Origin of the sequence: Photobacterium piscicola (genome assembly GCF_900166965.1) — a bacterium.
GTDB classification, from domain to species: Bacteria; Pseudomonadota; Gammaproteobacteria; order Enterobacterales; family Vibrionaceae; genus Photobacterium; species Photobacterium piscicola.
Genome location: NZ_FUZI01000004.1, coordinates 65,065 through 90,451, shown reverse-complemented (window position 1 = coordinate 90,451; position 25,387 = coordinate 65,065). Strand labels below are relative to the sequence as shown.

23 protein-coding genes are annotated in these 25,387 nt (G+C 38.4%); 14 read left to right on the top strand and 9 right to left on the bottom strand.

The window, feature by feature from the left end; translation table 11 throughout:
• Positions 1 to 88: 88 nt before the first annotated feature.
• Together lysM and CZ809_RS11855 are read left to right on the top strand one after the other, a co-directional pair.
• Positions 89 to 517: a peptidoglycan-binding protein LysM gene (gene lysM, locus CZ809_RS11860; protein ID WP_080157850.1), complete on the top strand. Its 429-nt coding sequence runs from the start codon at positions 89 to 91 to the stop codon at positions 515 to 517.
• Positions 518 to 567: 50 nt separating this feature from the next.
• Positions 568 to 1,020, top strand: coding sequence for a YidB family protein (locus CZ809_RS11855; protein ID WP_080157849.1), 453 nt, complete (start codon positions 568 to 570; stop codon positions 1,018 to 1,020).
• An 80-nt stretch (positions 1,021 to 1,100) separates the two neighbouring features.
• Here CZ809_RS11855 and CZ809_RS11850 read toward each other — a convergent pair whose 3' ends face one another.
• From CZ809_RS11850 to CZ809_RS11840, 3 genes are all read right to left on the bottom strand, one after another.
• On the bottom strand, positions 1,101 to 2,000 hold the full coding sequence (locus CZ809_RS11850) for a LysO family transporter (RefSeq protein WP_080157848.1): 900 nt from the start codon (positions 1,998 to 2,000) through the stop codon (positions 1,101 to 1,103).
• A gap of 268 nt (positions 2,001 to 2,268) precedes the next feature.
• Positions 2,269 to 3,186: an HDOD domain-containing protein gene (locus CZ809_RS11845; RefSeq protein ID WP_080157847.1), complete on the bottom strand. Its 918-nt coding sequence runs from the start codon at positions 3,184 to 3,186 to the stop codon at positions 2,269 to 2,271.
• A 114-nt stretch (positions 3,187 to 3,300) separates the two neighbouring features.
• Entirely contained in the window at positions 3,301 to 3,897 is a 597-nt protein-coding gene (locus CZ809_RS11840; protein ID WP_080157846.1) for an LON peptidase substrate-binding domain-containing protein, read from the bottom strand.
• Between the two features lie 272 nt (positions 3,898 to 4,169).
• Between CZ809_RS11840 and CZ809_RS11835 the strand changes: the two genes are divergently transcribed.
• Both CZ809_RS11835 and dsdC read left to right on the top strand, forming a co-directional pair.
• On the top strand, positions 4,170 to 4,769 hold the full coding sequence (locus CZ809_RS11835; RefSeq protein WP_080157845.1) for a TfoX/Sxy family DNA transformation protein: 600 nt from the start codon (positions 4,170 to 4,172) through the stop codon (positions 4,767 to 4,769).
• 103 nt (positions 4,770 to 4,872) lie between these two features.
• Positions 4,873 to 5,781 (top strand): DNA-binding transcriptional regulator DsdC, encoded by a 909-nt coding sequence (gene dsdC, locus CZ809_RS11830; protein ID WP_080157844.1) that lies wholly within the window; start codon positions 4,873 to 4,875, stop codon positions 5,779 to 5,781.
• A gap of 67 nt (positions 5,782 to 5,848) precedes the next feature.
• Here dsdC and CZ809_RS11825 read toward each other — a convergent pair whose 3' ends face one another.
• Complete coding sequence (locus tag CZ809_RS11825; RefSeq protein WP_080157843.1) at positions 5,849 to 6,841, bottom strand: 2-hydroxyacid dehydrogenase; 993 nt, start codon at positions 6,839 to 6,841, stop codon at positions 5,849 to 5,851.
• A gap of 239 nt (positions 6,842 to 7,080) precedes the next feature.
• Between CZ809_RS11825 and CZ809_RS11820 the strand changes: the two genes are divergently transcribed.
• From CZ809_RS11820 to CZ809_RS11780, 9 genes are all read left to right on the top strand, one after another.
• A complete protein-coding gene (locus CZ809_RS11820) occupies positions 7,081 to 8,397 on the top strand; it encodes a DUF945 family protein (protein WP_080157842.1) in 1,317 nt (438 codons plus the stop codon).
• Positions 8,398 to 8,647: 250 nt separating this feature from the next.
• Positions 8,648 to 9,064 (top strand): CBS domain-containing protein, encoded by a 417-nt coding sequence (locus tag CZ809_RS11815; RefSeq protein ID WP_080157841.1) that lies wholly within the window; start codon positions 8,648 to 8,650, stop codon positions 9,062 to 9,064.
• Positions 9,065 to 9,233: 169 nt separating this feature from the next.
• Entirely contained in the window at positions 9,234 to 10,685 is a 1,452-nt protein-coding gene (locus tag CZ809_RS11810; protein ID WP_080158155.1) for an MATE family efflux transporter, read from the top strand.
• Between the two features lie 323 nt (positions 10,686 to 11,008).
• Positions 11,009 to 12,424: an SLC13 family permease gene (locus tag CZ809_RS11805; RefSeq protein WP_080157840.1), complete on the top strand. Its 1,416-nt coding sequence runs from the start codon at positions 11,009 to 11,011 to the stop codon at positions 12,422 to 12,424.
• 30 nt (positions 12,425 to 12,454) lie between these two features.
• Positions 12,455 to 13,780 carry an ATP-binding protein gene (locus CZ809_RS11800; RefSeq protein ID WP_080157839.1) on the top strand — a complete coding sequence of 442 codons (1,326 nt, stop codon included), beginning with the start codon at positions 12,455 to 12,457 and terminating at the stop codon, positions 13,778 to 13,780.
• A 12-nt stretch (positions 13,781 to 13,792) separates the two neighbouring features.
• On the top strand, positions 13,793 to 14,266 hold the full coding sequence (locus tag CZ809_RS11795) for a response regulator (RefSeq protein WP_080157838.1): 474 nt from the start codon (positions 13,793 to 13,795) through the stop codon (positions 14,264 to 14,266).
• Between the two features lie 144 nt (positions 14,267 to 14,410).
• The gene (locus CZ809_RS11790; RefSeq protein WP_080157837.1) at positions 14,411 to 16,981 is read left to right on the top strand and encodes a zinc/cadmium/mercury/lead-transporting ATPase; all 2,571 of its coding nucleotides are present in this window, start codon (positions 14,411 to 14,413) and stop codon (positions 16,979 to 16,981) included.
• A 390-nt stretch (positions 16,982 to 17,371) separates the two neighbouring features.
• Positions 17,372 to 18,139, top strand: a complete 768-nt coding sequence (udp, locus tag CZ809_RS11785) for a uridine phosphorylase (RefSeq protein WP_080157836.1) — start codon at positions 17,372 to 17,374, stop codon at positions 18,137 to 18,139.
• 193 nt (positions 18,140 to 18,332) lie between these two features.
• The gene (locus tag CZ809_RS11780; protein WP_080157835.1) at positions 18,333 to 18,563 is read left to right on the top strand and encodes a hypothetical protein; all 231 of its coding nucleotides are present in this window, start codon (positions 18,333 to 18,335) and stop codon (positions 18,561 to 18,563) included.
• Between the two features lie 111 nt (positions 18,564 to 18,674).
• Here the strand turns inward: CZ809_RS11780 and CZ809_RS11775 are convergent, their stop codons facing one another.
• The 5 genes from CZ809_RS11775 to nhaC form a co-directional block, all read right to left on the bottom strand.
• On the bottom strand, positions 18,675 to 19,841 hold the full coding sequence (locus CZ809_RS11775) for a Card1-like endonuclease domain-containing protein (RefSeq protein WP_080157834.1): 1,167 nt from the start codon (positions 19,839 to 19,841) through the stop codon (positions 18,675 to 18,677).
• Positions 19,842 to 20,143: 302 nt separating this feature from the next.
• Positions 20,144 to 20,794 (bottom strand): LysE family translocator, encoded by a 651-nt coding sequence (locus CZ809_RS11770; protein ID WP_080157833.1) that lies wholly within the window; start codon positions 20,792 to 20,794, stop codon positions 20,144 to 20,146.
• A gap of 264 nt (positions 20,795 to 21,058) precedes the next feature.
• On the bottom strand, positions 21,059 to 21,250 hold the full coding sequence (locus CZ809_RS11765; RefSeq protein WP_080157832.1) for a hypothetical protein: 192 nt from the start codon (positions 21,248 to 21,250) through the stop codon (positions 21,059 to 21,061).
• A 167-nt stretch (positions 21,251 to 21,417) separates the two neighbouring features.
• On the bottom strand, positions 21,418 to 22,587 hold the full coding sequence (locus CZ809_RS11760) for a MalY/PatB family protein (RefSeq protein WP_080157831.1): 1,170 nt from the start codon (positions 22,585 to 22,587) through the stop codon (positions 21,418 to 21,420).
• A 58-nt stretch (positions 22,588 to 22,645) separates the two neighbouring features.
• Positions 22,646 to 24,103, bottom strand: coding sequence for a Na+/H+ antiporter NhaC (nhaC, locus tag CZ809_RS11755; protein ID WP_080157830.1), 1,458 nt, complete (start codon positions 24,101 to 24,103; stop codon positions 22,646 to 22,648).
• Between the two features lie 177 nt (positions 24,104 to 24,280).
• On the opposite strand from nhaC, the gene CZ809_RS11750 reads away from it, so the two are divergent.
• The gene (locus CZ809_RS11750) at positions 24,281 to 25,273 is read left to right on the top strand and encodes a LacI family DNA-binding transcriptional regulator (RefSeq protein ID WP_080157829.1); all 993 of its coding nucleotides are present in this window, start codon (positions 24,281 to 24,283) and stop codon (positions 25,271 to 25,273) included.
• Positions 25,274 to 25,387: the final 114 nt, after the last annotated feature.

Below are 25,387 nucleotides of genomic sequence, written 5' to 3'. Positions count from 1 at the left end.
ATCTTTTAATAGGTTGGGTCATTACTCTTTTAGCGTCTATACAAATAATCTGCATTAAAAATAAAGCAGTTAATAAAGGAAGAAAAAAATGGGTTTATTAGATTTTGCTCGTGATATTGGCCATAAATTATTTTCTAATGAAGATGAAGCACCAACAAAAATTACTCAACATATTGAAGATAATAATCCGGGTATCAGTGATCTACAGGTAAGTGTGGAAGATGGCGTTGCTACCTTGTCGGGCGCTGCTGATTCAGCTGCTGCACGCGAAAAAGCTATTTTAATGGCAGGTAACACTCAAGGTATTGCAAGTGTTGTTGATAATATTTCAGCGCCAGAAGAGACAAGCAATGTAACTTATTATGTTGTTGAAGAGGGTGATAGCTTATGGAAAATCGCCGAGAAAACACTAGGCAATGGTGCTAAGTACGAGCAAATTTTTGAAGAAAACAAAGAAGTTATTCAAAACCCAGATTTGATTTTCGCTGGACAAAAGCTGCGTATTACTCAGGCATAATAAAGCATAAACATTTGTCACTTCACATTAATAAGTAAATGAGGATATACATGGATATTGCAAAAATATTAGAAATTGGTGCACAGTTATTTAGTCAGTCACAAGCAAATACCGGTGGATTAAGCCAAGGTTCTATTGTCTCAGCACTGTCTCGTTTACTTGGTGGTGATGAGAACGGTCAAGGTGCAAATTTAGGACAACTATTGTCATCTATTGATGGTGCCGGTCTTGCTAATGTATTGCAGAGCTGGCTTGGCAATGGTGAGAACAGTGCGATTTCAGCCGATGATATTGGTAATATTTTTTCAGGTTCTCAGCTGTCTGATTTTGCGAATGAATTGAATATTCCAGAACAAGAGGCTAAAACCGGCCTAAGTGAAGCGCTGCCTGCTATGGTTGATAACGCGAGCCCTGCTGGTGAAGTTGCCGGTGAACTATTAAATGCCGTTGGTGGTGTGTCTGGTTTGTTCAATATGGCTGCAAGTTTATTCGGTAAAAAATAAGCTAAATTAACTCAATCACTGTGATTGATAATGAGCACTTTGATATAAAACCTCAGCTTAATTGGCTGAGGTTTTTATTTTTATAGTGATAGGAAAAAGAGAATTAAAATAGGCACCAACATACTTAGAATAAACCCGCTAACAATGGCGATAGGCACACAACGAATGCCACCACAGTTCTGAATAACAGGTAAGGTAAAGTCCATAGCTGTTGCGCCAGCATAACCAATTGCGGTGTTTGGATAACGGTTAATAAGTAGTGGAATCATTATTAACGCTAACATTTCACGTAGAAGCTCATTTAAGAATGCCGCCCCACCATAAATACTGCCTAAACCGTCACCAATTAATATTCCAGCTAATGAATACCAACCAAAGCCTGATGCCATTGCTAAGCCGTTATTAATTGGAATGCCAAGTAACAGTGCGGCGATAATACCGCCTAATAAGGATGTCACGAGAATGACCGCAGCAATGATAACGCCTTTTTTATTGAGGATAATTTGTCGCAGTGTCATGCCGCTATTACGAAGTTGAATACCAACAAAAAATAACAGTAATAATAAAATGTGTTCGCTGGCTTGTTCTACCCATGACAGATCAAGGTTTAATAACAATCCAACAATTAAACCAAGCGCCACCACCACAACTAATTTTCCTGATTCAAGCATCATTTTTGTTAGCGGTAACTTTCGATGTATATGTGATGTGGGTGTTGGCCATAAACGGTCGAGCCATGGTAAAGCGAGTAGGTTACAGACTGAAATAGAGATAAAAAAAGTAAAGGTATACAGCAGAATCTGACCTAAATTCTGACTGAGGTTATCGAGTCCGGCTAAACTTAATCCCATTAACGCGAGAATCACCAATACCAAACGGCTTGTTTGTGTGTTGATAAACTCAAGAATATTGGCTTTTTTTATAGGAATTAAATATCCCAAGACCAAAGGTAAAAAAATGAGTAGGATCCCCGATAACATATTCATCCTTATATGTATAAAACTGCGCTGAAAGTGACTCGCTGAATATCTTAATACAAGATTGTTGTAACAACATCATAATAAGTGATTAAAGATTAAGCGTTTATTTTGTGACGAATATAACATAGAAGAATAGAAAGAGTATATATTTCAACAGGAAAGAACTAGTGAAATTATCTTAAAAGTGTATGTATATGTGTCAAAACGTATCGTCTAATAGGAAGATTAGACGAACGTAGAGAAGTGATAGGGGGTTCTGTTAAACGTGTTAAATACCGCTGCTATGGGTTATTTGTTGCAGCTGCTTTTCAAATTCAATTTCAGGCATATTGGTTAACTCATACATCACTTCAGCCCCAGTAAGATCTAATTCTATTTCATGCTCATTGATAGCGGCATCATTGGTTTTAAACAGTAATAAGTGATGTGCCATTCGAGCGATAGTTAAATAATTGATCTTACTATCATGATGAGGAGATATGGTATTGGTTGCGACCGCAATATAATCTTCATCAAATCCCCATTGTTTGAGGACGATTTTACTGGTTAATGCACAGTTATCTTGGAAGATATATTTAGCAATATTAAAATCAAGATAATTACCTTGTTTAATAAATTGTGAGTATTCATTAATCAAGCCAAATAAGCCAATGTCGGCTAGCAAACCTGTCAATAATGCTTTATCGGGTTCAAGTTTAAAGGGCTTACTACTGTATAGATGCATCTTTTGGCAAATAAGCGCCATCGTTGCAGCGAATTGACGTGAATGGAAAGCACTATTTTTAAGCAATAAATTACATTCAATATTTTCTATAGAGGTATTTTTTAAAGAATAAATTATTTGAGCTGTAATAATATCTCTAATTCGAATAATACCTAAGCGGGATACTGCCGTGAGAATATCGTGGCAAATAATATTACGACGATTAAATATTGCGGAGTTTGCGGTTCGAATAATGTTTGCAGTTAGTACAGGATCGTCCAGTAATAAGGTAGCAACATCATGGACTGTTGTTTCGGGATCTTTACACAATATATTCAATTTTAATAGCGTATCAGGAATGGATGGTAAAGTTAACTTGTTATAACGTGCTGCTTTTTTTATTGAATGGCAAAGATCTGACTGAATAGCACGAATATAATGCTGGTTATTAGCTTCTAGCCAAAAAAAAGATAAATGTGACATTGAAATATTACAGTGGAAAGAGGTGTTATGAGTGTACGCATTGTTACTTCATGTACAAAGTATAAGCTGCTATTTTTTTGACACAGTTAACGCTTGGCTCATTTAATAAAGGTGTTATTTTAAATTATTAATTAAGTCATGGTTTTGTAGCAGCTGTAATAAGAAGTTAATTGTAATCTCTGCGGTTGGATGATGGATTAACGTTTGCTTTTGTTTTATTCCGATTGGTAATATTTCTAACCAACGTTGGCAAACCCAAGTTGCATCTTGATAGTTAGGTTGTGGATAACATTGGCTTATTTCTGGCATTGATAGAAACAACAATTTTAGCTTGTCAGTGAGTATTTGGTTCTCGGCATTTATTCTAATACTTGGCCAATTATAATGAGGTTCATAGGTTGCTGTTAGTAAATTATCATGTGCCATTGTAAGATCTAAAATTGATATTTTATTCGTACCTTCAACGATTATTTCCAAGAATCCTCCAGCTACCGTATTAAAATCTCGAATTATTGCCGTTGTTGCAATAGCTGGAATATTAGTCACTGTTTCTGGTGCGGTATTTCGGTCTATCATCCCTAAGGCGAATGCCTCATTATTTGCGATTGCCTCGGTTACCATTCGAATATCACAGACTCTTGAAATAATAATTTTTAACCGTCCTCCGGGTAATAAATGTCCATTATGAGGTAATAATGCGATGGTATTCATAGTTTATCCTTGTCGTCTTTATGTCGCTTACAAGAAACCTTATTAAGGTTAGCACTATATATTTAACTGAGAGTAAGTATAAAAAATGATTAATTGTTAATTTGTTTCATAAATTTTCGACTAAAAATATGGGAGCAATCTCATATTCGAATGCTAGTTGTATCATCTGTTGTTGCTATGAGCATAAAATAGCTCGTCAAATGATTGACATTGTTAATGGTAAATATTTGGTGTGTTTTTAGTTGTTATGGATAATATCTGGAGCATAAGTTATGACGTCAATAAAAGATGATTACTTGAATTATTTATCTAAATTTGGCCAACAAGAAAAAAGATCAATGTTTGGTGGTACGGGTATTTTTATTAATAGTGCCATGTTTGCCATTGTTACACCGACGTCAATGTATATTCGTGGAGGGAATGACCTTGACGAGAAATTAATTAAATCTGGTTGCGAAAAGTTTAGACATATAAAAAAAAGTAAAACAGCTACCGTTAATTATTATGAAATTAAAACCCTATTTTTAACGGATCAATCTCAATGTGATTCATTTGTCGAAGAATCAATTGCTTTTTCTTGTCGAGATAAAAATTTCAGATCTTCTGAATCAAATCGTCGTTTGCGTGATTTACCTAATATGCGCTTAACACTAGAGCGAATGGTAAAAAAGGCTGGTGTTTTGGATGTAGATACTTTTTTTAATGCGGGTGCCGTTAATGTGTTTAGGCGTGTGTGCGAACATAATGGCCAAGAATTAGATCATAAACTGTTATGGATATTTGCAGGTGCTATTCAAGGTGGTCACTGGCAGCTATTAAGCGAAGATCATAAGCGACGCTTACTTGATGAATATCGTCAACAAACACATTAATAGAGATAGCTAATTGATAATGTAAGTCTATTTAAGATGATGTAGCTGAGAATCAGTGATTTTTTTGCTATGCTTGCAACAATTATGTTGTCGTGGCTAAAGTATGCAATTATCTAAGTTGTCAGGTTCTGTTCTTTCTGGATTACATTGTTTTTTGATTGCAGCAGATCAAATGAGTTTTACTCGTGCTGCTGAAATTTTGTGTTTAACGCAAAGTGCAGTCAGTCATAAGATTAAGAATCTTGAAGACAGTTTAGATGTTCAGTTATTTATTCGACAGCATCGAAAATTAGTCTTGACCGATGAAGGTCAGCGATTAAAGCAAGTTTTAGCGTCTAATTTTGGCAATATTATTCATGAAATTCGTGATTTAAAAAGTACGGAGCTATGTGGCGATTTAACCGTTTCAGCTCCTCCGACTTTTGCCCAAACATGGTTAGTGCCTCGTTTAACGTCTTTTATTGAAAAATACCCAAACTTACGTATTCATTTACGTACGAGAAATGATTTAGTTGATTTTCAGATCGAAAGTTATGATTGTGCGATTTATTTTGGTAATGGTATTTATCCTAATCTCGCGGTAGATAAGTTACTTGAAGAGACCATGTTCCCTGTGTGTAGTCATGATTACGCCTTAAAAAATAAACTGTATGACCAGCCTGAGAATTTGATGCATTGCTTATTATTACACGATGCTGCGCCATGGGCGAGGGCGGGTAGAAATGATGAGTGGCAATTTTGGGCTCAATATTTCAATGTCGCATTACCTGATAATAATTGTACGTTTGATCGCGCAGATTTAGCGATTAAAGCAGCAACTACGGGGATGGGGGTGGCAATGGCAAGACAATCATTTGTTGCCGAACAACTTGCTACATCTCGTTTAGTGTCACCTTTTGATATGACGATGAACTCAGCCCATAGCTACTATGTTGTTTGCCGCAAAGAGATGCAAACTTCGTCCAAGATAAAAGCATTTAAAGATTGGTTATTTAGTGAGATTAATAGCTAATATTCTAATCACCATGATCAAAAAAGGCGCATGGTGCGCCTTTGGGGTGAAACATATTCTTTATTTTTTATTTAATGAGCTCGTTACCTGATAGCTCACCTTTTTCAAAGCTAGATAAGCTTTCTAATGTTGTTTGCGCAATACTGCCCAGTGCTTCTTCGGTTAAAAAGGCTTGGTGGCCAGTGAATAGCACATTGTGGCACGATGATAAACGACGGAAAACATCATCTTGAATAATGTCATTTGATTTGTCTTGGAAGAATAAATCTTTTTCATTTTCGTAAACATCAACACCTAATGAACTAATAATACCACTTTTTAATGCTTCAACTGCATCACTAGAATTGAGCAAACCACCACGACTGGTATTAATTATCATCATTCCTCGACGCATTTTTGCAAACGCTTTACGGTTTAGCATGTGATAGTTTTCTTTACTCATTGGGCAATGAAGGGTGATTACATTTGCTTGCGCGTAAATTTCATCAAGCGTGCAGTAGGTAACGCCTAGCTCTAGTGCAATGGGATTTGGGTAAGGGTCATAAGCAAGAATATTCATGCCTAAACCTTTTAAAATACGAATTGTCGCAATACCAATTCTTCCTGTACCAATAACACCAACAGTACGACCATGGAAATTGTAACCCGTTAAGCCTTCTAATGAGAAATTGGCGTCACGCGTTCGCTGATAAGCTCGGTGAATACGACGGTTAAGGCTTAACATCAGTCCGAGGGTATGCTCGGCAATGGATTCTGGAGAGTAAGCGGGAACAGTAACGACCTGTAAATTGAGTGCTTTTGCGGCTTCAAGATCAACGCGATCAAAGCCTGCACAACGCATCGCGATAATTTTCACCCCTTGCTCGGCTAATATTTTGAGAATAGGCTCGCTTAGGTCGTCATTAACAAAAGCACAAATAGCATCAAAACCTTCAGCCATTTTTGCCGTGTGATGATTGAGTTGAAATTCAAAATAAGTGAGCTGTTGATGGAATTGTTTATTAGTATGAGCAAATGATTTTTGGTCATACCCTTTGGTGCTAAACACAGCTATTTTCATAATATCACTCCAAAAACACAGTCTGTTATTCAGTCATTATTAAGTATAAAGTCTTAATATCTGACTAACTTACACGGTTATTATGTGATCAAGATAACAACTCTGTTGTAAATAGCAAATCATTTGTATGACAAAATAACCGTACTAAAATAACGGTTATGGTTATGCTGCTGTGACGAAGTGGTTCATGTTATGATTTAGATTGTTCGTTGCAACTTACTTTATTTTTGGGATTCAATATGTTGAAAAAAATTCTTGCCAGTGCAGGCGCTGTTGCGATCATTGCATGTGGCCCATTGGCAACAGGTCAAATCGGGCAGAGTATCTACATGGGGGCGGTTGAAAACTACCATAGCCCTTATCTGTCTATTACCAATAAAAGTTTTGAACGAGGCTACTTATCGTCAAATGCGGTATCGCGTATTGAGCTTAAAAATCAATTAAAAGCGGAGTTTGCAGAACAAGGTTTACCGACTGTATGGTTAGTTAGTCATCATATTGATAATGGCTTTTTAGGCGTTAAATCAACCAGTGAATTCGTGATCGATAAGCAGTTAGCACCGTTAGTTAACAAAATTTGGGGCAAGAATGTTGCACCAATGCAAATTGTCACAGACTCCGGTTTTACGGGGACAACCCATTTTGTGATGACAATTAATCCAATGGATTACACCCATGATGGCGGTATGACGGCGATCAGTAAAACATTACTGGTGAAAGGTGAATTTGACCCTGAAAATGGTAAGAGTCAATTTAGCTATAATTTACCACAATTAACCATAGCGACCCCTGATAAAGAAAGTATGGTCGTCAAAGGTATTAATGGTGAAGGCAAAGGCCAAATGCAAGGTAATTTTTGGATTGGACATCAAACCTTTAGTTTAGAACATGCCAAATTTACCGCTGCTGATCAAAACCAGTTTATTGCTATTAATGGTGTTAATGTTGCAATGAATAACGCCTTAAGTCAGCCAAGCGGTGAAAAGACACCAACAGAAGATACCCAACAAGTTACCAATACTAATACCATCCAAGTGGCAACATTAACGACGCTTGATGGCCAACATTATCAAGACATTGCCTTTAAGTTAGCGTTAAAAGATTTAAATTATAAAGCCATTAGTCAGTTAGCTGCGATGGAGCAATCTCCACAAGCAGCTCAAGATCCAGCACAGATTAAGCAAGCAATGGTAGCGTTAGATTTATTGATCGCTCATGGTGCAACAGTTGATTTATCACAACTAAGTGTAAAAACGCCAGAAGGCACGGTTAATGCACAATTGCTGCTTAATATTAAATCAGGGTTAGAACATGCGTCGACCAATTTGACGGCAGTGACTGATCAAGTGAGCGGTAATATCAATATAGTAATTCCTGCAGCACTTGTGGCTAAAGAGCCGTTATTAGCGGCGAAATTGCCTGTATTAGTGAATCAAAAAATTGTCACTAAGAAAGATGGTAATTATCAGTTACAGGTAAAAATTATTGCTGATCAATTGGAGTTTTCTTCTGGTGCAAAACTACCATTAGCAATGATGGCATTATTCCTGCACTAATTTAATTTGGGTGGGTTAGAGATAATAAAACGCTTACCTTTTGAGTAAGCGTTTTTTTTGATGTGTAAAAGTGTTAATTATCATGTTGTTACCATTTTTTTTGATAAATATGTTTAAAATGGAACATTGATATTTAGTAAAACCAGATATTTAGACTTAACTTAATGTTATAGGTACAGGTTTATTTTAAACAGCATATCAAAGGATTAAATCTGATCCACAGCAGGATACAGTATGGTGGGGGGAAGCTATGGAATCACTAAAAGTAAAAGACTATATGAATATTCGTCCGGTTACATTTACTGAAGGTATGTCGTTATCCGCAGCACTAGATAAATTACTAACAGCGAAACAGATTGGTGGACCGGTTGTTAATGAGCATAAGCAAGTGGTCGGTTTTATATCGGAACAAGATATGATCCATAAACTCCTTAAAGTAGGTTATCACTGCCAAGATAGTCATACTGTTAGTGAGTGTATGCGCGTTGATGTGTTAACCGTGTCTGGGGATGACACAATCATTGTATTAGCTGAAACCATGACTGGGCAAAAACCTAAAATATACCCTGTTGTTGATGATGGTCGGTTAGTGGGGGTTATCACACGTCGTGATGTGCTAACAGCAATTAGTAATCAGATTGGGGCTTGCTTTAAGCATCCATTGTGATCAATATATAAACATATTTGTAGATTAGTAACAAAAAAGGCGCTCAGAGCGCCTTTCTTTTTGATTGTTATGGCCTTATTTTCGAGTGTCATAATGCCGATTTGGAGATGTTGTGAACAAAGAAAATACAGCAGAGAATAGCCAAGCTAAATTTTTAACTGGTTCTATTATGCGCCACATTGTGGTGATGTCAGGAACGGGTGCGATTGGCTTAATGGCATTGTTTTTAGTTGATTTGCTCGATATGTTTTTTATTAGCATGTTGGGGCAAATTGAACTTGCTGCTGCCATTGGCTTTGCTGGAACCTTGGTGTTTTTTTCTACTTCTATTTCTATCGGTACATCGATTGCTGCGGGGGCATTAGTCTCACGTGCATTAGGTAAAAATGATCGTCAACAAGCACGTATGATGGCCAGCAATGTAATGATTTTTGCCGTTATTATCAGCATTACTGTCGTGAGCTTGATGCTATGGCAGTTGCCGCTCTTGCTTGATTTAATTGGCGCGAAAGGGGCTGTAGCTGAAGCCGCTACTCAATATTTAGTGATTCTATTGCCCAGCGCACCATTTATTGCGATTTCTATGTCTGCGGGGGCGGCATTACGCGGGGTTGGCGATGCTCGACGTTCAATGATCGCAACACTTATTGGCGGGGGCGTTAATGCGGTCTTAGATCCTCTGTTTATTTTCGGTTTATCAATGGGCATGCAAGGTGCTGCAATTGCATCTGTATTTGCACGATTAGCTGTTATGTGTTTTTCCTTGTATGCCGTGGTCTATAAGCATCAATTAATAGCCAAACCTGATCTTACGAGCTTTAAACTGGCATTACCAACAGTGGCTAAAATAGCCTTGCCGGCAATACTTACCAACACTGCAACCCCTATTGGTAACGCTGTTGTGACCAGTAATATAGCCCATTTTGGTGAAAGTTTTGTCGCAGGTTATGCGGTTATTGGGCGCATTATGCCAGTTTGTTTTGCGTTGGTTTTCTCTTTATCTGGTGCTGTTGGGCCGATTATTGGTCAAAATTTTGGTGCTGAACGGTGGGGTAGAATTAATCAAATCTTACGTGATGCAATGTTATTTACGGCGGTTTATTGCGTTGGTGTTTCGCTGTTACTTTGGTTTGGACAAGATATATTAATTGCGATGTTTAGCCTGACGGGTGATGCGGCTGAAATTGTCGGTATATTCTGTAGCTTTATTGCCGTGACCTTCATTTTTAATGGTGCATTATTTGTGGCAAATGCCGCCTTTAATAATCTTAATCGTCCAACATGGTCAACAGCATTAAATATGGGAAAAGCAACCTTAGGAACCATACCTTTTGTGTTAATTGGCGGACATTTGGCGGGTGCGGGGGGGGTATTAATGGGGCAGGCTGTTGGTTCGGTAGTGTTTGGTATTATCGGTTTTGGTTTGGTTATTCATCAAGTTAAGAAGATGGGACTGACACACGAACAACAACTATTGGATGACAATGATATTCTGACCCCATCGGTTCCTGTTACGGCGTTTTGTTCTTCACGCACCTACATGGGAACGGAAGATGTGTTAGAAGAAGTATTAGCGGCTGATATTGATCATAGTCGTAATACCACTGAGCTAAAAAAGTAGGTAATTGAGGTGATATAGGTTGTGTGAAGTGGCTCACATGCAGCTATGTTTTTGATAGAGATAGGATATTTTTTTGTCGAAATGTGATCATTGTTTTATCTAATGAGTGATTATTTCATCACTTTATTGATCTAACTCGATGAAATAAGAGCTATAGCCAGCGACAATAATAATACTAACAATTATTAGCTTGTAGATGAATGTTTATAGCGACTGCCGCTATTTGCCATTGTCAGTAATGTTAGTTTAGCCATTACACTTCACCTTTAGGTTAAGGAAAATAAAGGTGATGGCGTATTTATTGTTTAAGGGAATAATGCTCTATGCGTCAAAATCTTCGCTATATCATACCTATTTTAATTCCATTACTGATTTTATTGTTGCCCGCATCTGCCTTTCCTCTTGAAGGGTTAACGGTTATTCAACAACGTGTTATTGCTATTTTTTTATTAGCTGCATTGTGTTGGGTAATGGAGCCGATTCCTATTTATGCAACGTCTGTTGTGATTATTGTGCTGGAATTATTATTACTGTCAGATAAAAGCTTGTATCTGTTTCGGCTTGATCAAGGACAGCCTCATTTTGGCAATTTAATGAGTTATAGCGAAATAATGGCGACCTTTGCGAGTCCTATTATTATGTTATTTTTAGGCGGTTTCTTTTTAGCCATGGCGGCAACGAAATACCGTTTAGATGTCAACTTAGCGCGAGTGTTATTAAAACCCTTTGGGCACCAACCTAAATATGTCATGTTTGGCTTAATGCTGATCACAGCTATCTTCTCTATGTTTATGTCAAACACCGCAACAACAGCGATGATGCTTTCTATTTTAGCACCAGTTATTACGTTGTTTGGTGCGAAAGACCCAGGCAAAATAGCGTTTGCTTTATGTATTCCAGTTGCGGCTAATATTGGTGGTATTGGCACGCCTATTGGTACTCCTCCAAATGCGATTGCGTTGAAATACCTGACCGGAGAAAATCTGATTACTTTTGGTGAATGGATGTTCTTTGGTGTGCCATTTGTAGCGGTGTTATTGGTATTTGCATGGTGGTTGATTAATAAACTTTATCCTGCCACTCAGCAATCAATTGAACTGACTATTCAAGGTAAGTTTCTTAAAACGCCAAAAGCGATCACGGTTTATGTGACATTTGCTGTCACCATTATTCTATGGTTAATGGGTTCAATGCATGGCATGAACTCTTATACTGTTGCATTAATTCCAGTAGCTATTTTCTCGTTAACGGGGATCATCAATAAAGAAGATCTTAAGAAAATATCATGGGATGTTCTATGGCTGGTATCAGGGGGTATTGCGCTTGGTTTAGCCTTGGATAAAACCGGTTTAGCAAAATTAGTCGTACATAGTATTCCATTTGATATTTTCTCTCCTTATGTGGTCTTGCTTGGGGCGGCGATATTGTGTTTATTGATGGCTAACTTTATGTCACATACCGCAACGGCAAACTTATTAATGCCAATTATGGCGGCATTAGGAACATCGATGGTGTCGTTAACGCCTTTAGGTGGTGAAGTGACATTGATTTTAGTGGTTACTTTTGCAGCATCGCTTGGTATGTCATTACCTATAAGTACACCGCCGAATGCGTTAGCGCATGCTACAGGGCATGTTGAAAGTAATCAGATGGCTCGCGTTGGCGTTATTATTGGTGTTGTGGGGGTGTTATTGAGTTTTGTGATGATTTGGGGACTACAGGTCATCGATCATATTTAAGGATAATGAACTTAATTCAAGGATGCTGGCATGAATCAACCAAAAGCATTGCGCCGAATCATCGATACCTATTTTCAAGATCCAACCATGACTATGGCTGTTGTCGCGGGCACAGAGGTGTTACGCCAAGATGGGTATAACGATCGCTTATATTGGGTAAAACAAGGTGAGCTATCGGGGTATTTAAAAAGTGAAGAAAATGATTTAAGTGCCCAAGTGTTTGTCGTGAAGGAAGGGATGTTTTTTGGTGTTCACAGTTTCTTTGCACAAACACGTGTCGCTTCAACGACAGTTGTTGCAGAAAAAGACAGTGAAATTGCTTGGATTGATTTATCAACTCAAGCGATTGAACCTGAACATTATGGCCCATTAGCGGAACAATTTATGCCAGTGATGGTGCATGAATTGGCAATGCGGCAAATGCTAACGGGAATTGCAGCACTAGAAAAAGAAAAAGCGTTGCAGAAACTGTATGCCACTGAACAAATGACGACTTTAGGGCAATTAGCCGCTGGTATTGCCCATGAACTTAATAATGCTATTGGTGTTATTAGCAGTAAAACGGAAAATATCCAAACCGCGATTAGTCAGTTTGTTGGTGATAACCAGCCACAAATGATGCCATTTTTACAACATGGTATCGATCATGGTCAAAGTATAAGCTCGGCAGAAGTTCGTGAGCGTACCAAGGTTTTACAGCAGCAATATCATTTGAGCCGAGAACAAGCACGTATCCTTGCTCGAGCATTACCGAGTGGGGATGTACCTGCTAATTGGCTTGTAGATATTAATGCCGCACTTGAATGTTGGGACACGGGACGTGATTTACGTGATATTCGATTGGCGGCTCGCCATGCCGCAAGTATTGTACGTTCGGTAAAACAACTTGGTGGCGGTGATCATGCCCGCATACCTAATGTTGATATCAATGATACGCTTCATAAATCATTAGCGTTATTACAAAGTAATTTGCGAGCGGTGGAGGTTGTGCTTAGACCTGCAATTTTACCACCAGTAACCGCAAGCGTTACTGAGTTGGTGCAGATCTGGGTTAACTTGATTAAGAATGCATGCGATGCAATGGAGCACACTAACAATCCACAAATTGAAATCGCGACTCGAAGTGTAAAGAATAAGTTGTTAGTTACAATCACTAATAATGGACCAATAATCGATGAAGCCACACGACGTAAAATATTTAATCCCAATTTTAGTACCAAAAAGGGTGGATTATCATTTGGATTAGGATTGGGATTGGCCATTGTTCAACGTATTGTGAATAGCTATGGCGGCACAATAGTTGTTAAAAGTGATCACCAACATACGACATTTAGAATTAAGCTACCGATAACGTAAGGGACGGTTATTATGGAAAAAATCACTATTATTTGCGTTGATGATCAACGTGAAGTGTTAAGTGCAGTATTAAAAGATTTAGCTGAATTTGAGCCATCTTTTTTATTGGAAGAGTGTGAATCAGCCGATGAAGCATTAGCGTTGATGGATGAACTGGATGCTGACGGTCAGTTTATTGGGGTAATTATTTCTGACCATGTTATGCCCGGTAAAAGTGGCGTTGAATTGTTAACCGCAGTGGCTAACGATAACCGCTTTATTCATACTAAAAAGGTGTTATTAACCGGTCAAGCAACCCATCAAGATACTATTGCCGCGATCAATAAAGCCCGTATTGAAAGCTATTTTGAAAAGCCATGGGACACAGAGGTATTGGTTAACTGTGTACGAACATTAGTGACAGAATATATTTTTGATATGGGGTTAGATTATACACTTTGGGGTGATGTGCTTGATAATACAATAGTTTTACGTCGTTTACGTTAATTTATCTCTAAGGGTGCAACAGTATTTTTACTTATTTATGATAATTATTATCACTTAACTGTGATGAGTTGCTTGACCTTGGTCTTAACTCAAAGGTTTATAATCAAAAATAGTAAAATCGAATAGCACCCAAGGAGAACGATGATGTGTGCTCAATGTAATAATAAAAAAGATCATATTCATACTGCAAAATCAACCGTTGCAAATAAAGCAACGGTTACTATGGTTGCAGCAACAACGGATTGCTGTTCCAGTGTCAGTGCTGATTGTTGCTCGACCAATAAAGATTCTGAAGGGTATGGTGATAATGACACTGAAGGTCCTGCGGCAGGTGGTTGTTGTTCAGCGACAACACATGATGCGATCCATCCGGTAGCCAAGAAAAACCGCTTTACCATTACAGGTACGCATATTTCTGATTGTGATAAGCCTGCCCAAAATAATACACACCATGATCATGGTGTAGATGCCACGCGTACGCACCACCATGATACTCATGATCATAGCGAACATGTTCATACGAAACAGTGTTGTTCAACACCAGCGATGAGTAAAGAACAAGAATTAGCGTTAGAAGCCTCTCTAACCAATAGCGCTCATGGCAAGACCTTTAGCTGGAAAGTACTAGGCATGGATTGCCCTAGTTGCGCAGCTAAGCTTGAAAAGTCCATTATGTCATTAACTTCAGTCGACACGGCTAAAGTGATGTTTGCGACTGAAAAGTTGATTGTAAATATTCATGATAATCAACAAGCAGATATTGAAAGCTTAAAATCTGAGATCGAAAATAAATCACAACAGACAGGTTTTACCTTAGTTTCTACTGCTACAAAAACCGCAGATTTACCTACTCAATCTTTTTTACATCAACATCTCTCTGTGATCGTTATTGCAATGATGATGGTGATTGCCTTTATTTTAAATAAAACGGTTTCGGCAGAAGCAGGGTTGTTAGCGTTTACGTTGACGACCATTGTTGGTTTATTCCCTATTTTGAAAAAAGCGATTATTTTAACTAAATCAGGAACACCGTTTTCAATTGAAACATTAATGTCGGTTGCCGCTATTGGCGCTTTGTACCTTGGTGAAACTGCAGAAGCGGCAATGGTTATCTTTTTGTTCCTTATTGGCGAACAACTTGAAGGTTATGCGGCTTCTCGTGCGCGTAGTGGCGTCAAAGCATTAATGGATTTAGTACCAGAAGAAGCCACTGTTATTTTGGCTGATGGTACTAAAACCAAACGATCAGCAGCGGAGTTAAAACCCGGTGATGTGATTGAAGTGGTACCGGGTGAACGTTTACCCGCAGATGGTCAAGTGTTGGATGTTATCGCCAGTTTTGATGAAAGTGCGTTAACAGGGGAGTCCGTGCCTGTTGAACGTACACCGGGCGAAAAAGTCATGGCGGGTAGCATGGCATCCGATAAAGTGGTGCGATTAACCATTATTTCAGCGCAAGGCGATAATGCCATCGATCGTATTTTGCATATGATTGAAGATGCTGAATCACGTAAAGCACCATTAGAACGTTTCTTGGATAAATTCAGCCGTTGGTATACGCCAAGTATGATTTTATTGGCTGCGCTGGTGGTTATTATTCCACCACTGGTATTTGGTCAATCTTGGGATGAATGGATTTACAAAGGGTTAGCGTTATTATTGATTGCTTGTCCGTGCGCACTAGTTATCTCTACTCCCGCTGCGATTACATCAGGTTTGGCTGCGGCGGCACGTCGTGGTGCATTAATTAAAGGGGGAGCGGCGTTAGAACAACTGGGTCATATTGAAGTGGTTGCGTTTGATAAAACAGGTACGCTGACTGAAGGTAAACCTGTTGTAACCGATATGATTTGTTGGGATAACGACGACGAGAAATTATTACGTCAAGCTGCTGCTATTGAAGCGGGATCATTGCACCCATTAGCAAAAGCGGTGGTTAATCGTGCTAAAGAAAAGCAGTTATCAGTAGTTGAAGCGACCGAACGTGAAACCTTAGTAGGTCGCGGTATTCAAGGTATTACCGAAGGTGATAAGTTCTTATTATGTGCCGCTGATCGTTTGCCCGTGGCTATTGTTTTAACACCGGCTCAACAGCAACAAGCAACAGCGTTAGAAAATGAAGGCAAAACGTTGGTGGTTGCGGTGCGTAATGCACAAGCTGTTGGTCTTGTTGCATGGCGAGATAATTTACGTGACGATGCATTAGTTGCGATTGAAAAACTTAAACAGCTTGGTATTAAATCCGTAATGCTAACGGGTGATAATACTCGGGCTGCCGCTGCAATTGCGAAAGAGATCAATATTGATTTTCGTGCCAGCTTATTACCTGCTGATAAAGTCACTGAAATTCGTAAATTGAATGACGAACATAGTGTTGCCATGATTGGTGATGGTATTAATGATGCGCCGGCAATGAAAACTGCAACTATCGGTATTGCGATGGGCGGCGGTACTGATGTTGCACTGGAAACTGCTGATGCAGCGATTACGCATAATCGTTTGGCTGAATTACCTATAATGATTGAGCTGTCACGTGCAACGTTAAATAATATTCGTCAGAACATTGGCCTTGCTCTTGGGCTTAAAGGTGTTTTCCTTGTCACAACGATATTGGGTGTAACAGGACTGTGGGTCGCGGTATTAGCGGATAGTGGTGCAACAGCATTAGTGACTTTAAATGCGTTACGCTTATTACGTTTTAAACCTAAGCAATAATTGGGTGAATAAATAATATTATTCGCTGAATAACGAAGAGCAGAATGGTTTCAACACCATTCTGCTTTTTTATTTATGGTTATTATTGAATACCAATAAAAGCGGTAAACGTTATGCTGAAGTTACGATTTTTTTTGTGATGGGCTCGATAGGAAAACGTTTTGTTGTGATATCGGTTCAATTATTTTGTAACTAAAAATTATATTGCTTTTGTTTAATGTGATTTAACTCACTAAAAACAGTCTCAGCTTCCGTTATCTTTACATTAGATTTTGACAGACGTTGTTGTTATGTTGCGTATTACGTTTGCTGTCAAAAAACACAATAATTAACGATAATTATCCATCTCTGTTCCTACAATCAGAGCGATTAAATTTAAAGGGTATCATTATGTCTGACAATAAAGTGTTCCACCTAGGTGTTAATAAAGCGGATCTTAACGGTGCTGAGTTAGCAATTATTCCTGGTGATCCTGCTCGTGTAGAAAAAATTGCCAACCTAATGGAAAACCCTGAATTCCTAGCAAGTGCACGTGAATACACAGTATACCGCGCGCAGTTAGATGGTAAGCCAGTTGTTATTTGTTCTACTGGTATTGGTGGCCCATCAACATCTATCGCTGTTGAAGAGTTAGCACAATTGGGTGTTAATACTTTCCTTCGTGTAGGTACAACAGGTGCTATTCAACCAAACATTAACCCTGGTGATATGATTGTAACTACGGGTTCTGTACGTCTTGATGGTGCAAGCCTTCACTTTGCACCAATGGAATTCCCTGCGGTTGCTGATTTCACTGTTGCAACAGCAATGAAGCAAGCATGTGATGATGCTGGTGCGACAGTGCATACTGGCGTTACCGCTTCTAGCGATACTTTCTACCCAGGTCAAGAGCGTTACGACACATTCTCAGGCCGTGTAGTACGTCGTTTCCAAGGCTCTATGAAAGAGTGGCAGGAAATGGGTGTGCTGAACTTTGAAATGGAATCTGCAACACTATTAACTATGTGTGCAAGTTCTGGTTTACGTGCAGGTTGTGTTGCGGGCGTTATTATTAACCGTACTCAAAAAGAAATTCCTGATCACGCAACATTAAAAGCAACTGAAGCGCGCTCAATTAAGATTGTTGTTGAAGCTGCACGTCAGATGCTAACTAAATAATCCGTTTTCAATAACGCGATTTATTTAATATGTATATTAGAAAGCCGATAGATTACTGTCGGCTTTTTTGCATTAAAAGCACACAGGTATAATGAAAACAATACGATAATGCTATGAGTCAGTGGGGGAGTTTAACCATTAGGTTGTTTTTGTTGTAGAATAGTATTTCGTTGAGCTTAGTGAAGTTATAAACATGATTGATTATAAAATTATATTTCCAAATGGACATCAAGCGACCATAGCATTACCTATCTCTCCTGTATTACAGATGAAGATTGCTTACTTAGATGATGTGTTTGTTGTAAGAGATATTATTGCAACTGTAGGGGAAAATATGACCACGGTAACACTTGTCTTAGATGAGGGTCAGCACCATACACAGAAGCCACAAGCTGCAGGAATTGTTTTTAATCGACTTGGATAATTCACGCCAAACAGCATTAAGCGATTCTCAAAATTTGATGAAATAAAAAGGCCTTTAAGAAGGCCTTTTTTGATCGTTACTCTTTTTTACTAATGCAAGATGGCTCGCGATTTAGGCTGGGTTATGAGCTTGACCACCAGCACCTTTAAGCCAATCATGTAGATGAGTGTATAACTCTCCTAGTTGATCTGGACCAATGATCGCTAATCCTAAATCTTGAGCTCGAACGAGGTCATGGTGACGTAAAGGACGGAAGCTTACTAGCATTGCACGTGCTTGTAGGCCACCTAGCAAGTCACGTAAAGATTCTAGTTTGTACAAGGTATCATCGCCATCATCGCGCATACCTTTGGTCTTACATTCAATGATGTGCAGTTTATTATTGACGATAGTTGCTACATCAAGTTCATTACGTACTTCACGCTCACCAATTTTACGGTAAACCTGCACACCTAAAGAGTGATCTTGAATAGTGGGTAACTCATTTTGAATCGCACGAACTGTACTGTGAACAAGGCTTTCTAACCACTCGCCATTAGCAAATCGACGTGCCTCTTCATGTTTAAATGTCAAAATACCATCGTGATATGTTGCAAGGCCTGTTTCTTCGAGATCGGTTAGAAGTGTACCAAGTTCTTTATAACCTTGCTGTTTTTCACTTAACTCAACAGTTAGCACTTGTTCTTTACGACATGTAGTTGCTAGGTAGTTAAGCGTTGCTAAGCCTGGGCCTAATTCTAATGCAGAACTCGCCCAACGTTGGCCCAGTTCCCATAACTGATCGTTAAGAGATTCTGGCATTGGATTATCAGATAACTCACAACGCGCACCAAAAATAGTTAAATAATCAGAAATTTGAATACGATCTTGTACTTGTTGTTGTTCTCGATCATTGGGGAATAACCAGCACATTTCATCACTGAATGGTTCAATGACATAGATTGGCCAATGAAAAGAGCGGAAAACTTCATAAGCGGATAATAAACGGTGACGTAAACCACAACTTGCATTAAACCAAACATCACGGCTGTCTTGTTTTAATTGGTCGGCAAGTTGGTTCAAACGTTGTCTAATTTGAGTGACATTGATAATGTCGGGAATAATGAAAAATTCAACAATAATATTACGTGAAGTTAAAATAGAAGCGAGTCGATCATATTGTTCTTGTTGTTTTTCAGTACCAATAAATATCATTTTATCGGCAGGTACGGCTTCGTCTAATAATGGAGTGATCAGGCGGACTGGATCCTGATCAATAATGCCAACGTGAGTAATCATAATAATCCTTAATGCGCCCGACATACTGGGCGTAATGTTGTGATGCGCATTAAATAAAAGAAATGCAAAAGTAAGCGTGCGCACACATCTATAAGGTAAGTATATGAGGTTTTTTAGTGTGAAATTCAAGTCAAAATTTAAAGGCTAAGAATTCACATATAAGGCGAAAATATTACTTATTCAGTTATTTTGTCTAATAGTCTATTTTTAATCGTTTTTTTTACTTAAATATCGATAATTTCTAAAACGCCATCATTATTAATGGCGTTTTTTTTGTTGAAAACATAGTTACCAATATTAAATTACATGCTTGGTGGGGTTGGTAATTGCGAGGCTAATAGCCAAATAGCCAGTATGAAGAAGATTAAACCCATAAATTTATGTTGGTTATTTCGGAATTTTTCATTTTTAAGCAATGACTGGCCGAATACGCCAATGGTCGTCACGAGAAATAAATTAAATAATAACCCTAAGACATTAAGTAATAATCCAAGTACTAACATTTGTTCCCCCGATGATGTTGTAACATGGGTTGAAACAAATTGCGGTAAAAACAAAACAAAGAAAATGAGTGCTTTAGGATTAAGTAGATTAGTAAAAACAGCTCGACGATAAAGTGTCGATGCCATTTTATTTGAATGCTCTAATTCTTGAGGGGCGTCATCTGGATGAGTGCGCATGCAATCCCAACCCATTTTCAATAAATACGCGCCGCCAACTAAACGTAAAACATGTAAAGCGATTGGATTCATTGCTATAAGCGCAGAGACACCAAGAGCCGCTAAAATAGTTAATAAAATACCAGAGGTTGCATTACCTAAACTTGCATAAATACCGACTTTGCGACCGTAAGTTAAGCTTGAGCTGGCAATAAGTAGCATGTCAGGTCCTGGAATGAGTAGTAGAGCAATCACAGCGGTGAGGTAAAGAGGTAATACATTTAAATCAATCATGGTAAAAACAACGTTATAGTGTAGAAGTCTATATTTTACACAATAAATAGTTCCAATCCATGAGTTACAAGCAATAGAGGGTGTTTTTTACTGCTTTGACTTGATTATGTATGTTAATCGTCTGTTTTACGTTATTGAGTTGTTAATGGTGATGGTTTTTTTGGAAATGAAGCTAGGTATAGGACTGATCACTAACAATAAAAAATACCGTTGATGTGATCAGTGAATGATTGGCTTTGTTGGTCTATTTTTGACTAACGTTGATTATGCTTTCTTGCTGTGGAAATGAAAACGCTCATGAAAGTAAGCTTTTAGATGCTCTTCCATATTGTGAACTTTATTATCAATCGCATCGCACAGTACAGCATCATTATTCATTGCATTTACACGGTTGATAACCATTTCTTCGATGGCGGATTTTTGTGCTTCTGTTAGTTGCGTTTGTTGAGTTGTCATGGTGTGTTTCCTTGAAATATAACGATATGATTAATTTTTATTATATCGTTAATATTTTACGACTGAAATGATTGTAATTAGAGATTACTTTTATGGGGTAAGCATAATGCATTAGGGTTATAAGACTTACCCTAATGCATATTTTGAGGATGTATCTGGTGTGCTTTTTACTTTAGTACGGTACGTAGTCGATTAATTTTTTCTTCTAAAATAGATGTTGGACAACCAAGATTTAGACGAATAAATCCACTACCATCTCGGCCAAAGCCATATCCCATTGTTGGAATAACACCTGCTTGATGTAGTGTATTTTCTAGGGTTTGATCATCTAATCCCATTGCTCGACAATCTAGCCATGCTAAGTAAGTCGATTCTTGAACTCGATAGGTTACTTGCTTAAGCTCATTACGGACAAAGGCTTCAAGAATTTTGTTATTCTCTTCTAAATACTTAACTGTTTCATCTACCCATGCGTGACCATTACGGTATGCTGCTTGATTGGCAATAATGCTAAATGCGCTATACACATCGATACCATAGGCAAGTAATTTAGTTTTTAATGCTTGGGCTTCTTTCTCATTTGGGATCATGGTATTTGTTAAGCGCATTGACGGTAAGCCAAATGTCTTTGTGCCAGCGATACATACTGCTAATTTATCAAAATATTTAGAGTCTACGCGCAAACAGCTGTAAAACTTACTGCCAGTGAAGACGATATCAGCCCAAATCTCATCAGAGATAAGATACACACCATATTGATGACAAAGTTGGCAGACCTTATTGACTTCTTGTTCTGTCCAGACTCTGCCTCCTGGGTTATGTGGATTACAGAAAATCATAATCTTGACGCCACTTTGAAATTGCGTTTCAAGATCAGTAAAGTCAATGGTGTAGTAACCGTCATTATTAATTAAACTGGATTCAGCAATAGTGCGGCCTGTATTTTCAATAGTACGATAAAAAGCATGATACACAGGGCTTAAAACCAAGACTTTATCACCCACATGACACCATTGTTCTACTAGCATTGCTATAGCGGGTAGGCTACCTGGTGTTGTATGGAACCATTCTTTTTGTAATGTCACTTGATGACGTTCAGCCCACCAATCAATGACAGAATTAAAGTATTCATCACCGCGCTCAGAATAACCAAAAATGCCATGATCTAAGCGCGCTTGTAGCGCATCAGTAATAAATGTAGGGGCTTTAAAATCCCAGTCTGAGACCCAACTTGGTAAAGCTTCTCCTTTCGGAACACCAAGCCATTTTTCCATATAATCCCATTTTAAGCTGTCTGTACCATAGCGATTAATAATTGTATCAAGTTCGTGTGCCATAATTTCCTCTCGTAGGCAGGAAAGCCCCAAATTGACGGACTTTCCAAAAATAGTTTATTTAGATTGTTACTTTATTTTGAGTGGTTGTTTTTGTTTGTTTTACATCTTTTACTGCTTTAGCAATACCAATGCCGGTTACTGCCCATAGCATGGCAAAGAAAATGGCAGAATAGTTTTGAATTGCCCAAGGCATATAGTCAAGTGTTGATACTCCTAATGTAGCAGCCATAAATACACCAGCATTAGTCCAAGGAACGAGAGGCTCAATAATGGTGCCAGCATCTTCGATTGTACGAGATAAGTTTTTAGGATCTAACTGCATTTTCTTATAAGTATCACGGAATAACTCAGATGGAATAAGCAGTGCTAATTTACCATCAGAGGTGGTACATACCACGGTAATCGTCGTGATAATTGTTGCACCTATAAGGCTTGCTGTTCCTTTAATGCCTTTGCTAAGTAAATCTACCAGAACATTAAGTGCGCCAGTGAGTGCTAATGCTCCTGCAAATGAGAAAGCACAGAAAACCAATAATACGACACCCATCATGGATGTCATGCCGCCACGATTGACTAATGTTAGAACATCACTAACAACAGTAATGTTGCCTAAACCTGCATCAGCAAACATGCTCGCATTGAAGCCATTAAGCATTGCATTTAACGCCGTCACTAAGCTAAAGCCTTGGAATACTACTGAGTTAAAAATGCCAATAATGATGGCTAAGAGCATTAAAGGAATCGTTGGTAGTTTACGGATAGCACCCCATAAAATTAGAGCTGGTGGGAGTAATAAGAAAACGTTAAGTGAAAATAATTGTTCAATATTTGCCAACATAGCAATAACTTTTTCTGGTGTAGCGGCTGTTACTTCATGGTTACCAACAAAGAAAAACACGACACAGGATAGGATAAATGCTGGAACAGTCGTCCATAGCATATGTTGAATATGTGAGTAGAGATCTGTTCCCGCAACCACGGGGGCAAAGTTAGTTGAGTCCGATAATGGTGAAATCTTATCACCAAAATAGGCTCCAGAAACAACAGCACCTGCAACCGCTGCAAGGTTTGCGTCCATACCCGTTGCTATACCCATTAGAGCAACACCAATGGTACCCGCCGCGCCCCATGAGGTACCAGTACAAAGTGAGATCATGCAGGTTACTAAAAATGAAGTCAGTACTAAGTATTCAGGGCTAATAATTTTCAGGCCATAGTAAACCAACATTGGGATAGTACCACCGACCATCCAACTGCCGATTAAACCGCCAACTAATACCAGAATAAATATAGCCGGTAGAGTTTTTGCTAAACGTTCGATAATGGCATTTTGAATATCATTCCAGCTATAGCCAATTTTCCATGCTACAACTGCGGCAATGATTGCTGATGTTAATAAAAGACTTTCAATTGGAAGGCCATACACTCCATATCCAATGACTAATAATCCGATCATTGCGATTAATGGCAGCAGGGCTAATCCTACTGGTGGTGTCGTTATAGATTTATTTTTCATGTAATTTACATCCACACGTCATTTAAAGGGCAAGGGTTATTAATTATTTTTATCTGTTTTGATTCACATTCTTAGGATAAATACTAAATATCTATCATTCTGTGATGGAATTCACTGATGTAACATATTAGTATCATATGTAAATTACATGGTTAAAAAGTGGGATCTCTACCTCATATGGCAACAATTAAAGATGTAGCAAAAGCGGCAAATGTCTCAACTGCAACCGTTTCTCGTGTTATTAATAAATCGAATAGTGTGCTGCCAGAAACAGTGGCTAAAGTTGAAATGGTAATGGCTGAGATTGGCTATCAAATAAAAGATAATCAAAGGCTTACGATAAACCAAGGGCAAGATACGATTGGGTTGATTGTTAGCCGCTTTCACTCCTCTTTTTATGGTTTATTAACGCAAGGCGTTGAAAAAGTGGCTAAAAAGCATGGCCGTAAACTGATTGTTGCGAGTGGTAATTATGATATGGAGTGTGAAGAGGAAGCGCTTAAATTTATTTTAAGTAAAGGTTGCCGTAATATTGTTTTACATAGTAAAGCGATGACTGATGATATGTTGATCCATTATGCAAAACAGCATTCAGGAATCATCATGATTAATCGCCATGTTAGTGAAATAGAATCTCAGTGTGTGTGGTTAGATAACAGCGCTGGAACCTATTTAGCAACTAAACATTTGATTGAACAAGGGCATTGTAAAATTGCTTATCTTTCGTGCGAGATGGAGGTAGATGATAAATTTGATCGTTTTAATGGTTATCAACAAGCATTAATAGAAGCGGGCATTGAGCTTAACCATGATTGGATAGAAGAAGTTCCTTTTGGTGAACCAGGGGGGGCTGAAGCGGCAATTAACTTACTCAATAAAGGGTTGCCAGTGACAGCTTTAGTGGCATTTAATGATTTTTATGCGGCCGCTGCGATGCAAGTATTTAAAGAACACGGTATTGAAATCCCACAACGGTTATCTATTGTCGGTTTTGATGACGTTTTACCACAATGTTATTTTAGTCCTAAGCTCACAACAATTCGTAATCCAATTGAGAGTATGGCTATTAATGCGGCAAGGTTATCTTTAGAAGGTGAAAATTTACCAGTATCAAACGCCTTTCATCCGTTGCTAATTAAGCGTGATTCGGTACAAGCGCCATTTGAGTAATGGTATTCAACGAGTAATATAAGCTGTGATTTATCTTCCAAAATTGGACTTAATCGCCCTCATGAGTAGAATAGCCGCTCACAATATTGGTACGTTTTTTTAAGGCACGGTTAT

What these genes read in the sequence shown, in the direction of transcription:
- lysM (WP_080157850.1), top strand. Translation starts at nt 89, where the DNA reads ATGGGTTTATTAGATTTTGCTCGTGATATTGGCCATAAATTATTTTCT.
- CZ809_RS11855 (WP_080157849.1), top strand. Translation starts at nt 568, where the DNA reads ATGGATATTGCAAAAATATTAGAAATTGGTGCACAGTTATTTAGTCAG.
- CZ809_RS11850 (WP_080157848.1), bottom strand. Translation starts at nt 2,000, where the DNA reads ATGTTATCGGGGATCCTACTCATTTTTTTACCTTTGGTCTTGGGATAT.
- CZ809_RS11845 (WP_080157847.1), bottom strand. Translation starts at nt 3,186, where the DNA reads ATGTCACATTTATCTTTTTTTTGGCTAGAAGCTAATAACCAGCATTAT.
- CZ809_RS11840 (WP_080157846.1), bottom strand. Translation starts at nt 3,897, where the DNA reads ATGAATACCATCGCATTATTACCTCATAATGGACATTTATTACCCGGA.
- CZ809_RS11835 (WP_080157845.1), top strand. Translation starts at nt 4,170, where the DNA reads ATGACGTCAATAAAAGATGATTACTTGAATTATTTATCTAAATTTGGC.
- dsdC (WP_080157844.1), top strand. Translation starts at nt 4,873, where the DNA reads ATGCAATTATCTAAGTTGTCAGGTTCTGTTCTTTCTGGATTACATTGT.
- CZ809_RS11825 (WP_080157843.1), bottom strand. Translation starts at nt 6,841, where the DNA reads ATGAAAATAGCTGTGTTTAGCACCAAAGGGTATGACCAAAAATCATTT.
- CZ809_RS11820 (WP_080157842.1), top strand. Translation starts at nt 7,081, where the DNA reads ATGTTGAAAAAAATTCTTGCCAGTGCAGGCGCTGTTGCGATCATTGCA.
- CZ809_RS11815 (WP_080157841.1), top strand. Translation starts at nt 8,648, where the DNA reads ATGGAATCACTAAAAGTAAAAGACTATATGAATATTCGTCCGGTTACA.
- CZ809_RS11810 (WP_080158155.1), top strand. Translation starts at nt 9,234, where the DNA reads ATGCGCCACATTGTGGTGATGTCAGGAACGGGTGCGATTGGCTTAATG.
- CZ809_RS11805 (WP_080157840.1), top strand. Translation starts at nt 11,009, where the DNA reads ATGCGTCAAAATCTTCGCTATATCATACCTATTTTAATTCCATTACTG.
- CZ809_RS11800 (WP_080157839.1), top strand. Translation starts at nt 12,455, where the DNA reads ATGAATCAACCAAAAGCATTGCGCCGAATCATCGATACCTATTTTCAA.
- CZ809_RS11795 (WP_080157838.1), top strand. Translation starts at nt 13,793, where the DNA reads ATGGAAAAAATCACTATTATTTGCGTTGATGATCAACGTGAAGTGTTA.
- CZ809_RS11790 (WP_080157837.1), top strand. Translation starts at nt 14,411, where the DNA reads ATGTGTGCTCAATGTAATAATAAAAAAGATCATATTCATACTGCAAAA.
- udp (WP_080157836.1), top strand. Translation starts at nt 17,372, where the DNA reads ATGTCTGACAATAAAGTGTTCCACCTAGGTGTTAATAAAGCGGATCTT.
- CZ809_RS11780 (WP_080157835.1), top strand. Translation starts at nt 18,333, where the DNA reads ATGATTGATTATAAAATTATATTTCCAAATGGACATCAAGCGACCATA.
- CZ809_RS11775 (WP_080157834.1), bottom strand. Translation starts at nt 19,841, where the DNA reads ATGATTACTCACGTTGGCATTATTGATCAGGATCCAGTCCGCCTGATC.
- CZ809_RS11770 (WP_080157833.1), bottom strand. Translation starts at nt 20,794, where the DNA reads ATGATTGATTTAAATGTATTACCTCTTTACCTCACCGCTGTGATTGCT.
- CZ809_RS11765 (WP_080157832.1), bottom strand. Translation starts at nt 21,250, where the DNA reads ATGACAACTCAACAAACGCAACTAACAGAAGCACAAAAATCCGCCATC.
- CZ809_RS11760 (WP_080157831.1), bottom strand. Translation starts at nt 22,587, where the DNA reads ATGGCACACGAACTTGATACAATTATTAATCGCTATGGTACAGACAGC.
- nhaC (WP_080157830.1), bottom strand. Translation starts at nt 24,103, where the DNA reads ATGAAAAATAAATCTATAACGACACCACCAGTAGGATTAGCCCTGCTG.
- CZ809_RS11750 (WP_080157829.1), top strand. Translation starts at nt 24,281, where the DNA reads ATGGCAACAATTAAAGATGTAGCAAAAGCGGCAAATGTCTCAACTGCA.